The 12244-nt window shown below is 40.2% G+C and carries 12 protein-coding genes; 4 read left to right on the forward strand and 8 right to left on the reverse strand.

Going from position 1 to position 12244, the window contains the following annotated elements:
• The first annotated feature begins 5 nt into the window (after positions 1 to 5).
• Positions 6 to 764 carry a peptidoglycan editing factor PgeF gene (gene pgeF / locus E0F88_RS03485; RefSeq protein WP_131956688.1) on the forward strand — a complete coding sequence of 253 codons (759 nt, stop codon included), beginning with the start codon at positions 6 to 8 and terminating at the stop codon, positions 762 to 764.
• Here pgeF and E0F88_RS03490 read toward each other — a convergent pair whose 3' ends face one another.
• From E0F88_RS03490 to E0F88_RS03505, 4 genes are all read right to left on the reverse strand, one after another.
• A complete protein-coding gene (locus E0F88_RS03490; protein ID WP_131956690.1) occupies positions 765 to 2459 on the reverse strand; it encodes a lamin tail domain-containing protein in 1695 nt (564 codons plus the stop codon).
• Positions 2460 to 2604: 145 nt separating this feature from the next.
• Complete coding sequence (locus tag E0F88_RS03495) at positions 2605 to 3036, reverse strand: histone H1/H5 family protein, HCT subfamily (protein ID WP_181956069.1); 432 nt, start codon at positions 3034 to 3036, stop codon at positions 2605 to 2607.
• Positions 3037 to 3178: 142 nt separating this feature from the next.
• A complete protein-coding gene (locus E0F88_RS03500; RefSeq protein ID WP_131956692.1) occupies positions 3179 to 3709 on the reverse strand; it encodes a TrmH family RNA methyltransferase in 531 nt (176 codons plus the stop codon).
• Between the two features lie 85 nt (positions 3710 to 3794).
• Entirely contained in the window at positions 3795 to 4415 is a 621-nt protein-coding gene (locus E0F88_RS03505; RefSeq protein ID WP_131956694.1) for a response regulator, read from the reverse strand.
• Between the two features lie 618 nt (positions 4416 to 5033).
• On the opposite strand from E0F88_RS03505, the gene E0F88_RS03510 reads away from it, so the two are divergent.
• Positions 5034 to 5711, forward strand: a complete 678-nt coding sequence (locus E0F88_RS03510) for a hypothetical protein (protein WP_131956696.1) — start codon at positions 5034 to 5036, stop codon at positions 5709 to 5711.
• On the opposite strand, the gene E0F88_RS03515 is transcribed toward E0F88_RS03510, so the two are convergent.
• Positions 5712 to 6356, reverse strand: coding sequence for an FkbM family methyltransferase (locus E0F88_RS03515; protein ID WP_131956698.1), 645 nt, complete (start codon positions 6354 to 6356; stop codon positions 5712 to 5714). It lies immediately after the preceding gene.
• Positions 6357 to 6569: 213 nt separating this feature from the next.
• On the opposite strand from E0F88_RS03515, the gene E0F88_RS03520 reads away from it, so the two are divergent.
• Positions 6570 to 7451, forward strand: coding sequence for an FkbM family methyltransferase (locus E0F88_RS03520; RefSeq protein WP_131956700.1), 882 nt, complete (start codon positions 6570 to 6572; stop codon positions 7449 to 7451).
• A gap of 5 nt (positions 7452 to 7456) precedes the next feature.
• Here the strand turns inward: E0F88_RS03520 and E0F88_RS03525 are convergent, their stop codons facing one another.
• The 3 genes from E0F88_RS03525 to E0F88_RS03535 are packed head-to-tail and all read right to left on the reverse strand — an operon-like array spanning position 7457 to position 11301.
• Positions 7457 to 8956 carry a lipopolysaccharide biosynthesis protein gene (locus tag E0F88_RS03525; protein ID WP_229213661.1) on the reverse strand — a complete coding sequence of 500 codons (1500 nt, stop codon included), beginning with the start codon at positions 8954 to 8956 and terminating at the stop codon, positions 7457 to 7459.
• The gene (gene wecB, locus E0F88_RS03530) at positions 8956 to 10065 is read right to left on the reverse strand and encodes a non-hydrolyzing UDP-N-acetylglucosamine 2-epimerase (protein ID WP_131956702.1); all 1110 of its coding nucleotides are present in this window, start codon (positions 10063 to 10065) and stop codon (positions 8956 to 8958) included. Before wecB ends, E0F88_RS03525 begins: the two co-directional genes overlap by 1 nt.
• Before the next feature lie 24 nt (positions 10066 to 10089).
• On the reverse strand, positions 10090 to 11301 hold the full coding sequence (locus E0F88_RS03535; RefSeq protein ID WP_131956703.1) for a glycosyltransferase family 4 protein: 1212 nt from the start codon (positions 11299 to 11301) through the stop codon (positions 10090 to 10092).
• Between the two features lie 124 nt (positions 11302 to 11425).
• Here E0F88_RS03535 and E0F88_RS03540 point away from each other — a divergent pair, with 124 nt between their 5' ends.
• Positions 11426 to 12238, forward strand: coding sequence for an FkbM family methyltransferase (locus tag E0F88_RS03540; RefSeq protein WP_131956704.1), 813 nt, complete (start codon positions 11426 to 11428; stop codon positions 12236 to 12238).
• Positions 12239 to 12244: the final 6 nt, after the last annotated feature.

The following is a 12244-nucleotide window of genomic DNA, read 5'->3' on the forward strand; positions in this document are numbered from 1 at the left end:
ACCGAATGAACGAAAAGCCACTTTTCCGACGACCAGCAATTTTTAATCAATTTCATGAACTTATTGCTGGGGAGAGTACAAGACATGGCGGTGTAAGCGAGGTTCCTTACAATTCTTTAAACCTGGGCGGTTCAACAACTGATGAACCTGAAAATGTAACCGAAAACAATCTCCGCTTCTTTTCGGGCTTGGGTATAAATGTCGCTGATACTGCCAAGTCGCATCAGATACATGGAGCGGAAATTTTACATGTTGAGCAACCGGGCCGTTATGAAGGTTATGACGCATTAATAACCAGTAAAGCCGGCATCCAGCTAGCCGTCACCATTGCCGACTGCACCCCAATCCTTATTTACGATCCGATAAAAAAGGCTGTTGCTGCGATTCACGCAGGCTGGCGGGGTACAGTTCAAAATATTGTTTCCAAAACAATTGAAGATATGAAGGTAAAATTTGGCACCGAACCGGGTGATTGTTTTGGTTACGTTGGCACCTGTATTGACGAATGTTCATTCGAAGTGGGTGAAGAAGTTGCACTACATTTCGAATCGGTACATAAACGCTGGGATGAAAAGAAACACAAATATTTTGTCGACCTGAAAAAGGCGAATAAGGATCAGTTACTTTCGTGCGGATTAAATCCGGAACATGTTGAAGTTTCAGACTTTTCGACAGTTTTAAACAATGAAGATTATTTTTCTTACCGGTTAGAAAACGGAAAAACAGGGAGAATGCTGGCCACGATTGGTATTAATAAACTGTAATTATCCGTTTTTCCTGGCGACCACGACACGTTTTTTGTATTGAATGGATTTCCCAAAATTGTCAAAACAATCGATTAAAACTAAATAGTAACCCGTCGGAACAAGCTGGCCATATTCATCTGTCCCATCCCAACTGACTTCTCCATTGGTACCAATCAGCTCATTACGCAGAAGGTTTCTGACCAATCTGCCATTCACTGAGAAAATGCGGATTGTACCTAAAAGTGCGGCCGGATGCTGTTTATATTTTATAACAGCAAAATCATCCTGCCCATCATTATCAGGAGAAAATGCTTCCGGTTCGATTTTGAAATAATATTCCGGATTTTCCAGCCTTCTTTGAGAATTAGCATATCCAGGAGTGGCATACTCCGTCACCGATGAAGCCGATTGCCAGTTACCGGTTACCGAGGAAGAAACATCGCTATCCACTTTTTCCAATGAAACGCCTTCATAACCTGAAAGTAGTTCATGATGCATTTTTTCTGAATAAAGGAAACGGTCAAATTCCCCTGAACCGGCATTTCTTAATATCACGCCTCCTTCTGTATTCGGCAACGACGGAAGGGCAGATGTCTCGAAAAAATTCGCTTGTAAGCCCGAAGAATATTGCTCTTTCACTAATTTCGGATCGGTGGTAACAACAAGATAAGCATGTGGTGAAATGAGTAAGTCCGCAGAAGTAATCAAGTTGAAAGCACTGGATCCATCCGTTTTTATATTTCCAATAGTCCAGTTTTTTAAGTTGATAAACCTGGAAGACCTGTTGTAAAGCTCTACAAAGTCAACACCGGAGTCTCTGGGATTAAAAAGCACTTCATTAATTACTACATCTCCCGAATCAGCTGGTGAAGGCAGTCCGACACGGTGAACCGATGCACGCAGGAGATTGCCGGAGCAGTCCGCGACATTACGTATGGAAAGCGAATATTCCTGATCTTTTAAAAGAGATACATCCAGCGTCAGCCTCAGAATATGAAACAAAGGAAGGTCAAGTTGTTTCCTTATGATTTTACGTCCTGGTAGATCAATCGTCGCCCCTGCAACAACGTTGAGGCTATCCATTCTTTTATTAAAAACAATAAGAAGCTGGCCATTGTCCTGCACATCTATGCGCTCAACAAACGGCAGCTCCGAATCTCTTGTCACTTTACTTATGCTGCTCTTCAGCCCGGGCGTTCCTCCACTTTTATCAACAGATGTGATCCAGTTTTCACCTTCGCCGCAAGGATTACCTACATCCACCATCTCAATTGAAAAACCACCATCTTTTTTTTCCGAAACCCACCATTTGTTAGTGTAAAATATGGAATAGACAAGTTTGTTGTTAGAGTTGTATAACCCAAGAGACAGTCCCTCATTTGTCAGTGAAAATGAAGTTAGTCCGATCACTTTACCATATTTACTTAGTAAACCTGCCTTACTGCTTAGACAAATCAGAGCGTATAAACCAGGAGCAATGGACGAATCCGGTAAAACAGACGTTCGCGCTCCGGTGACAAGTTTCCATCCTTTCAGCGAAACTACCTTTTCAGATCGGTTGTAAATTTCAAGATATTCAGCATCCGGAAGACCAACTACCGGCGACGGATCAGCCATGATCTCACTGATCACGACAGAGTTATATTCCTGCGCATAACATTTGCACAAAAGCAGAAAATAACAGAAAGCAGGAAGGGCGAAAAATTTTAGCATAACCCGCGCCGGCAGATTTCAATAACGATATTGGTTATATGTTATACGAAATCGATAGCAACAAGTAACTTCATCTGAAAACACCGGAAACAAAAAATTCAACCCCTTCCGAGGTTGAATCACTTTGATATAACACAAATCCGGATTAACCGTTGTTTTCGTCAGTTTGTACAGGTGCAGCTGTAACAGGATTTGCCGCAGGCGATTTCACAGATGCTCTGGCAGTGGTTTTAGGTGCCGATGATTTAACCGGTGTTACTACTTTAGCCGGAGTTGCTACCGGTGCTTTGGTTGTAGCAGCAGCCACCAAAGCTGCCAGTTTAGCGGTTTTTTCTTTTTTCTTCTCTTTTTTACCTTTCTTTTCTCCTTTGCCGCTAGCCTTTTTTTCGAGCTCCTTAGCTTCTTTTGCTTTTGCCTTCAGGTTTTCTTTTTCAAATTTTGCTACCTTTTTTGCGAGCTTGGCAGCAGCTTTTTCAATTGATTTTTTTATTTTTTTCGAACCGGCTGCTACTGATTCAAATTTGGTTGCTAATGTTTCAGCGATCTCGGCGGATAACTTCTTTGTTGCGGATTTCATAATTTCTATTTTGGTTTCTATAAATGAATTGGTGTCAGGCGATTATTTGCTGTAAGAAAAAACCGAGTTGTAATCCGGACCATTCAATTAACGTGCAAGTACAACTTAATATAACATTACATCCAAATATTTTGTATTATATTTATGTTATCATTTTCCTCACAAACTCCCATAAAATTATTCCAGCAGACACGGACACATTAAAGGAATGCTTCGTACCAAACTGTGGAATCTCAACGCACCCATCCACCTGCATCATCACCTCGTCTGAAACACCTTCAACTTCATTTCCAAAAACAAAAGCATACCGTTTTTCAGGCTCAAAGATAAATTTTTGAAGTTCAGTACTTCCTTCGACCTGCTCAACTGCCAAAACCTGGTAACCTTCTGCCTGTAAGTTACGAACAGCGTCCGTTGCGATCTCAGCCTTTTCCCACTGTACTGAAAGTTCCGCACCTAATGCACTTCGCGTAATTTCACGATGTGGCGGCTGCTGGGTATAACCGCAAAGTATGATTTTTTGCGCACGAAAAGCGTCTGCGGTACGAAAAAAAGAGCCTATATTATTCAGGCTTCGTATGTTATCCAGTATAATGACGTAAGGAAATTTGTCCGATTCTTTGAACTCGTCAACAGTGAGACGGTTCATTTCTTCAACACGTAGTTTTCGCATGCAGGACGATTTGAAAATAAACTATAAAAAAATAACCCCGAAAAAATTCGCAGGGTTATTAGTATTGATAAAAGGACGCTTGCCTTTATTTTATTTTAGTAATGAGTTCAACTATATTTTTGACACCCAGTTTTTCAAAGATTCTTGCTTTGTAAGTACTAACTGTTGATAGCTGCAGGTTCAATTTTTCAGCGATTTTAGCGGTTCCCAAACCTTCTTTTAACAGGTTCATCACATCGGTTTCACGGGGAGACAAACTGATAATCGGATCGGGCTGAAATTCCTTTGGATTAATAAGCCTGTTGATATTCATCTGCTGCATATCTTCACTCATGTACTTTTTATTGTTTAGTACACTTAGCACGGCAGCCTGAAATTCTTCTTCAGGGGCATCTTTGGAAAGATAGCCGTCTGCACCTGCCTGTAGATAAAGTAATCCGTAAAGCTGCTCATCGTAACTGGAAAACATCAAAATCCTTGTTTCCGGCGACTTTATCCGAATGGTTTCCACCATTTTAGTATTGTTACCACCGGGAATGTTAATGTCAAGTATCAACAGATCATAAGTCTTAATTTCCAGCTCTTTAACAATCTTATCAAAATCATCAACATCGGTTATGACGGAGTCGGGAATAAGGGATTGCAGGAGATGTTTCGTCCCAATTCTAACCACTGCGTGATCTTCGGCAATAAGTATGTGTTTCATGTACGGGTTGGATCCAAATAAATACGGAATTCTATTTTCAAGGTTATGGTAACAAGATACTAAACCATAATCATTATTTGTCAAAAAATTACAAATTAGTAAACCATTTTATTATTTGGTTAATTAATTTGTCTTTTGGTTTACACAAAAATAGTAATAGACACTGTATTTAACAGTAAAAAAATAAAATTAGTATATTTTAATTGACATCAGACGAAATTACTTATTGCCCTTGTAGATATTTCTCGGGCATATTTCGATCAAATTGTCGAATTTATTTGATAACACACTTATACCTCAAAAATCATCAGAAAACAAAACTTAAAACCCGACTTCAAGTGGGTTTCTTCCACGGCAACAGTATACCTGTTTAAACAAAAAAACCTGCCGGATATACCTGTTGGTTTTGAAACTTATTTATATCTGACGACAAAACATCTTCAGACACAAACCAATGAACCAGTTGAATATTTCCTGCTCTTCAAACATCGTCAACCCGCTGCCTCTGCATTATTTACCTGTATTTTACTACCTGACGGAACATTATCATCTCCTCCACGTGCTCCCTTTGGCGGTATTCAGTGTGCAGAACATTGTAATGAAAATGATATTCGCTTTTTGCTTCAATGTGTTACTAATTGGGCAAAGTCTATCGGCATCACTAAAGTCGCTGTAAATACACCTGCAACCTGTTACAATCCACAAACGAATGCTTTACTGTCAAACAGCTACATTTCAGAAGGGTTCTCCGTAACTACAAGTATTTCGAATCACTACATTCCGGTTTGTGGGACCATGTATGAAAAACTTATAAGCAGTTCAGAAAACCGAAGACTGAGAAAATGTGTGTCAGCAGGATTTGTATGTAAAATTTGGGAGGCACCAAATGTAAATGTGATTTACAGCTTTCTTACTTTTTGCAGGAAACAAAAGGGGTATAGTTTATCAATAAGTAAAAATCAGCTATCCGAACTTATTGATCACTTTCCTGAACAGTTGATTGTTTTTGCATCGATAAAAGAAGACCAGATAGTCTCGCTTTCCGTAACGGTTCGTGTCACCGAAGGCATCCTGTACAACTTCCTTTCCGCCAGTCTACCGGATTATGCAACTTTTAGTCCGTCCGTTTTAGTTCTCAAAACAATTTATAACTATTGCCAAAAGGAAAAAATATCGGTTTTAGATTTGGGCTCCTCCCTGGATTATCAGGGTAAAGAGAAAGAAAGTTTAATCCGTTTTAAAGAAAACATGGGTGGAAACGTAACCTGTAAAGTAAGCTACGGGAAAGTACTTTGATTAGATCCCAAGGCAATTTCCTTCTCTGTAAAAAACAGTACTGCAGCTTTCACTACTGATGATCGGCAAGGCACCCCGAAAATCAAGCTGTTTAAATCCTTTGCTGTGCATTAGATCTTTTGCTTTTTGATACCATTCTCTTTCCGAATTGTCCAGGATTAATACACCGTCTTCTGTTAGGCATTCAACAGCAGCAGTGGTACATTTCACACGATTTCGGCCGTCTACCACCACGATATGATAAAATTTATTTTCCGTTTGAACTGCATTGATGTAGGTCTCCCCTACTGGTCTTGACATTACGGTTGTGTTTTTTGGTAGTTTAGGCGTGATCAAACTAATCCAGTTGGTATCATGCTCTACCGCTGTTACATGTTTTACTATACCTGCATACCAGCGGGTAGAATTGCCGGAGCCATATTCAAACACTTCAAAATGTGGTTTCAGCCTTGGTTTTAAAAAGAAAATAAAAGAATAGGTATACCACGGAAGCGGGTTCCCGTCTCCATCAACAGACTGTCTTGAATTATAACTTCTAAACCAGCCATAGTCCTTTAACGCGCCGGTCAGTACGAGCTGCAAAACTGCTCCTATTCCAATAACATTGAAAACATCCCAAACCTTATTCTTTAAAACCCGAATCATATAATTAATAAAAATGTCCTACTCTTAATTCCTATGAGGATATGTTTTCAACCAAAACTGAAATACAATATTAGTGAGTAATTAGATAAAGACCGGGCACTTTTTAAATGAAAAGGAAACAGACAGCTATTTTGCCCCGATCCTGACATTCGTTTCGGTGAGTATCTTCAATTAAATGTTATATTTTTGCGCCCTCTTCAATCCGTTGCGCTGATGAAATTAAAAACTATAAAGACAATATTAAACCATCCACTTAATAAAAACCGCCAGCTAAGTGCTTTGCTAACCTTTCTGAAACGGGGCCTGGTGATCAGGTTGCATAAGCATCCGATCGTTTATCCTTTTATAGAAAATACTTTCCTTGTCGTTGATAAAGGCATGTCCAGCGCGGAGTTACAGATTTATACCAGTCTGTATGATACCAACGAGATGCTTTTTATGATGCATTTTTTAAGGCCGGAAGATACGTTTGTAGATGTAGGAGCTAATATTGGAGTCTATTCTGTTCTTGCATCGGGGGTTTCCGGCGCAAAATCGATTGCTTTTGAGCCTATTCCTTCCACTTTTTCCCGTTTGAAGCGAAATATTAATTACAACAATCTTACAGACAAGGCCATCTTATTTAACATGGGAGTTGGGGATAAAGAAGAAACACTTGTTTTTTCCAATTCACTGGATGCGATCAACCATGTCATTACCGATAAAAATTTCTCCGGATCAATTACCAATGTTCCGGTAAATTCACTTGATAATCTGATGGTAAATGAAATGCCTAATCTTCTGAAAATTGATGTCGAGGGATTTGAAGCGAACGTGATCAACGGTGCTGCCGAAACGTTAAAACGCCCCGAACTGAAAGTGATCATTATGGAAACCAACGGACTTTCTGATCAATATGAATTTGGCCAAAACTATATTCATAACAAATTACTGTCACTGGGATTTACACCAAACAGCTATGATCCGGCAAAAAGAACCATTATTCCGATCGAATCCACCAATCCGGAAAATACGATTTATATCCGTGATATGGAATTTGTGAATGAAAGGGTAAAAAAAGGCCAAAAGATTAGGTTGATCAACAAGCTGCTTTAAATCTGTTATTTCAAAAATCTGGTTCGAAGGCCGTTAAATAAACCGGTAATTTCTTCTGAAACATTAAAGCCCACTATTGCGGTACTGAATAAAACAAGTATCAAAAAAGATCTCAGCACCATCATACCCATCGCTGTAAAAATTGTGCGTGTATACTCCGGGATGATAAATGTTCCTGCATAAAGCACCGCAATGATCAGCACAACCCGCAGACTTTGAATGGTAAAAGGAAGTACATCAAATTTCACCCAGACAAATGTCATCCTAACCACTGAGTATATCAAAGTAGTTAAAGCCGTTGCGACCGCGGCACCAATAAAACCATAAATCGGAATAAGCCACAAGTTAAGAGAAAAACTGATCACTGCAGTCGCTACGATAAACAAAGTGGCCCACCTGAAATATCTGGAGTAAAGAATAATCTCACTGTTCAGTCCGGTTGCAATGTCAAAAACTTTCACCAGTGCCAGAAAAAGAACCACATACTTTCCCTCACCGTAGGTATCTCCCTTGGGTATCAGATAAAAAATATCATCAATACTGGCCCAGATTAATAAGAAAACAACCCCGCCTGCAATCATTTGGTTGAGTGCAGATTTTTGATTCATCGTTCGGATCTGCTTGTGATCATTATTTAAAAGCGCAGTGGATAAAAGAGGAATTGAAATTTGCGCAATTGCTTTTTTAGGAATTTCAATAATATTGGCAATGTTGGCCGCTATAATAAAGATTCCGGTGCTAATCAGCCCCTTTTCTCCGGCAATCATCGATCTGTCGATAAACATCATCAGATTAACACCAATCCCGCCAAGCAACGTAAAGCTGCCGTAACCAAGCATTTGCTTAAATAATCCGGTAGTTAAAACAGAAGTGTCCGGAAAACGCCAGTACAGTTTCCCAAGCTTTTTGATATAAATAATTAGAAAAACAATGGCCAGGCCATATGAAGCAACGATCAGATATAACATCAGATCGAAACTCAGCCAACCCAATCCAAACATCAGGATAAGCAATACGTTAGCCAGTTTCAGGTAAACTTCACGGATAAAACCGGGAACGGCTATCCTTGCATTGTTCCGGCAATATGATTCGAGAACTGTAATGTATATCCAAAAAAGCGTCCAGGGAATAACCAGAAAATGATATTTAACGATCATCGGGGATTCTCCCAAAAAGTAACTTTTGATTTCTGGCGTGAAAATCAGATAAATTACTGTAAATAAGAGCCCTCCTACAAATGGCAGAAAAAGTAGAAAAGGTAAAATTCCCCGGTGCTGATTTTCATCATCCCTGAAAAGTCCGAAAAATTTATCTGCGATGAAGGGCGTGCCCAAATGCGCAAACGCTGAGAAGACAAGACAGTTTTCCAGCAGTAATCGGGAAAGAGCTAATTGTTCCACCGAGAGAAACTCGGTAGAAATATACAACTGGTTAATAATCCCAATTCCAACTCCAATATAGGATCCCAAACCAGCCTTAAGACTCTGCCTAACTACAATTCCCACTATGAAGTCTTTTTAGCATATTTTTTTAGCAGGATCTCAGCAATCCGTTCGGCGGCATGCCCATCCCACAAGGGAGGTGTTTCACCTTCTTTCGACTTTCCGTCCAAAATTTCTATTACCAGTTCTTTTACGGAATCCGGATTCAGGTCACTTAACAAATAGTTGGTTCCCATTTCAACGGTTACCGGGCGCTCTGTGCTTGCGCGGAATGTGATACAAGGTACTTTGAGGTAAGTCGTTTCTTCCTGTATACCACCTGAATCTGTCACGATAAGCTGTGCATTTTCCATCAGATACAGAAACTCCAGATATCCCTGAGGCTCCATTAGTGTCACATTCTGAATGGACTTTAATTCATCCAGCAATCCGAAGGTTTCCATGTTTTTAAGGGTACGCGGGTGCACCGGAAAGAGCACTTTGGTTCTGGAGGCAGTATCTTTTATAATATCCAATATATTTCGGAGACCTTCTGCAAAATCAACATTGCTTGGCCGATGCATCGTTACCAACACATAAGACTTTGATTCTAAATTCAGCCCTTCTAACAAATTCAGTGTGGAAGCTTTTTCGCGGTAGTAAACCAGAGAATCAATCATCACATTTCCTACAAAATGAACCTTCTCATCCGGAATGCTTTCTTTTTTCAGGTTTTCAATACCTGCGTTTTCCGTCACGAACAGGTCATCGGAAATACCATCTGTCATAATACGGTTAATTTCCTCAGGCATCCGCCGGTCGCCGCTTCTTAATCCTGCTTCTACATGTACAACCGGCACATGTTCTTTCACAGCTACCATGGCGCAGGCAATTGTTGAGTTCACGTCCCCAACAACCAATACGATGTCAGGCTTTTCGGCAAGCATAACCTGCTCAAACTCAATCATGATCTTCGCGGTTTGCTGCGTATGTGACCCGCCTCCTACACCCAGAAAATAATCAGGCTTGGGTAATTCAAGCTGGTTGAAAAACACATCCGACATTTTCGCATCGTAATGCTGACCGGTATGAATGATTTTTGATTCAATTTCCGGATGTTTTGAAAAAGCCCTGTGAAGAGGGGCAACTTTCATAAAATTAGGCCGGGCGCCTACAATGCTTAATATTTTCATTTTTTGATACCAATATTTCAGTAATTAATGCTTCATAACATATTGAAATGCAACATCATATTCCCGAAGTACACTGTGAATATTTACTTCCTTTTTTATTATTTCCAATGAATTCTCTCCGAACAGTTTGATCTTTTCAGGATCTTTAAGCAACTTCACAATTGCAGCATCCAAACTCGACTGGTTGCCGTTTGTAAAATAGTAACCATTATGTTCCTCACGTACCAGACGTTTTTCCGTCCCGTCTGCAACAGAACAAACCACAGGCTTGGCAAAACACATGGCATCGTTGATGGATAAGCCTCCCATACCACCCAATACATAAACTGATGAAGCATGCAGATAACGGCCTAAAGTCAGTGATTCGTAAACTCCCCCAATAAATAAAACGCGGTCAGAAACACCCAGTTCAGCAGCAAGTTGTTTTAGCGATTCCTCTTCCGGACCAAAACCAATCACTACCAATTCAATCTTTGGAAGCGTAGATGCCAGGTTTTTAACACACTGAATCAGCATATCGACCCGCTTCCATTTAACCAGACGGCCGACATGAATCAACCGCTGCGGATTGTACGGCAGTATTTCCGGCTGCTTTAAAACTTCCCCGTATGTAGCAAGCAATTCGTCCGTATCCGGGGAGTTGGCAGCAATAAAAATTTTCTCTTTCGGCACACCATAACTTCCTGTGATATTTTGGGCTTCATCGAAGTAGTTAATATGTGCATCTGCAAGCGGCAGATAAATTTTTCGTAAACAGGTTATGATAAAAAAATAAAGATATCCTTTCCAGTTTTTATCCTCATTGCCCAGGTCTTCTGTGATGTTTTGCCCTGAATAGTAGTACTCTTTACTTTTTCCCCAATAGGAAATATTAAATGGAATATCCCGGCAAATGAGTTTAGCCCCAAGACGTCTTAATTTTGGATAAAAAAAAGGATTGAGCACCAGCTGCAGAAAATAGGGCCAGGCCGACATCACAATAATGTCCGGATTTATTTCCTTTAATGTTGGGATCAGATCTTTAAAAAATGGCTTTCCGTACCAGGTTGTATATTCGGGCAGTTCAACCAGTCTGAACTTCATCTCAGAATCGCCTTCCTTCACACCTGAGCCGACGGCTTTACTTTTCTGGCTGGGTTTGATCAGAATAAGATCGGTTCCGTATTCTGAAACCATTTTATTCAGGATTAAAGTAAAATAATGCGGCAGCCCCGCCATAACAAAACAAACACGCATGCGCCAGATCAAATTGGATACTTCGTGCAAAAGTACACAAACGAAAGTAATTTTGACAGGCTCCCAAGGTCAGCTATGATCTTTGCCCTATCTTCGCTCTAAATTTCAATGAATAATTATTTTCATGTACTGGCTGCGCTATCTGCTTAAAGAACCATTTCAGGCGTTACGTACTTCACGTGACAGGGAGTTTATCAAACTTCTTTTAAAATATGGCAACGCCAAACGGCACAACCGTACGCACGTAAGTTTCGGAAAATACCAGCTTGAAGTGCCGGATGTCATGTCCTTTTTGTGGCAGTATAAAGAGATTTATGCTGACGAATTTTACTTTTTCAAATCGGACACCCCCTCTCCTGTCATTCTGGACTGTGGTGCCAATATTGGGATGAGTGTCCTCTATTTTAAGGAATTATATCCCGCTGCAAAAATATCCGCGTTTGAAGCTGAGCCGGAAATCATCCAGCTGCTGCGTTCTAATTTAATCCGGAATAAAATAGAAGGAGTTGAAATTATCCCGAAGGCGGTCTGGAAGGATACAGCAGGAATCTGGTTTGGAAGTGAGTCTGCCGATTCTTCATCCATTTATTCCAAGGCTGAAAAAAAACTGATTCCTTCCATAAGATTGAAGGATTGTCTTGAAAAGGAAAAATCGATTGATTTCCTGAAAATAGATATTGAGGGTGCAGAAATTGAAGTATTGGAAGATTGCCGGCACTCGCTCGGTAATGTAAAAAATCTGTTTGTTGAATTTCACTCTTACATCGGCAACAATCAGGGACTGGCAGACGTGATCCGGGTTTTTGAAGAAAACGGTTTCCGGTATTTTATTGACACAAATCAGCATCGTATGCGGCCTTTTGTAAACCACAAATATCGTGGAAATGAGGTGATGGATTTACAGCTTAATATTTTTGGGTGGAGAGAAGTAAAATGATTTCAC

Source organism: Dyadobacter psychrotolerans, assembly GCF_004349265.1.
Taxonomy (GTDB): Bacteria; Bacteroidota; Bacteroidia; order Cytophagales; family Spirosomataceae; genus Dyadobacter; species Dyadobacter psychrotolerans.

Bases quoted from the DNA above. Each gene is read 5' to 3' on its own strand.
- E0F88_RS03505 (WP_131956694.1), bottom strand. From the start codon at position 4,415: ATGAAACACATACTTATTGCCGAAGATCACGCAGTGGTTAGAATTGGG.
- E0F88_RS03520 (WP_131956700.1), top strand. From the start codon at position 6,570: ATGAAATTAAAAACTATAAAGACAATATTAAACCATCCACTTAATAAA.
- E0F88_RS03515 (WP_131956698.1), bottom strand. From the start codon at position 6,356: ATGATTCGGGTTTTAAAGAATAAGGTTTGGGATGTTTTCAATGTTATT.
- E0F88_RS03535 (WP_131956703.1), bottom strand. From the start codon at position 11,301: ATGCGTGTTTGTTTTGTTATGGCGGGGCTGCCGCATTATTTTACTTTA.
- E0F88_RS03490 (WP_131956690.1), bottom strand. From the start codon at position 2,459: ATGCTAAAATTTTTCGCCCTTCCTGCTTTCTGTTATTTTCTGCTTTTG.
- E0F88_RS03500 (WP_131956692.1), bottom strand. From the start codon at position 3,709: ATGCGAAAACTACGTGTTGAAGAAATGAACCGTCTCACTGTTGACGAG.
- E0F88_RS03495 (WP_181956069.1), bottom strand. From the start codon at position 3,036: ATGAAATCCGCAACAAAGAAGTTATCCGCCGAGATCGCTGAAACATTA.
- wecB (WP_131956702.1), bottom strand. From the start codon at position 10,065: ATGAAAATATTAAGCATTGTAGGCGCCCGGCCTAATTTTATGAAAGTT.
- pgeF (WP_131956688.1), top strand. From the start codon at position 6: ATGAACGAAAAGCCACTTTTCCGACGACCAGCAATTTTTAATCAATTT.
- E0F88_RS03540 (WP_131956704.1), top strand. From the start codon at position 11,426: ATGTACTGGCTGCGCTATCTGCTTAAAGAACCATTTCAGGCGTTACGT.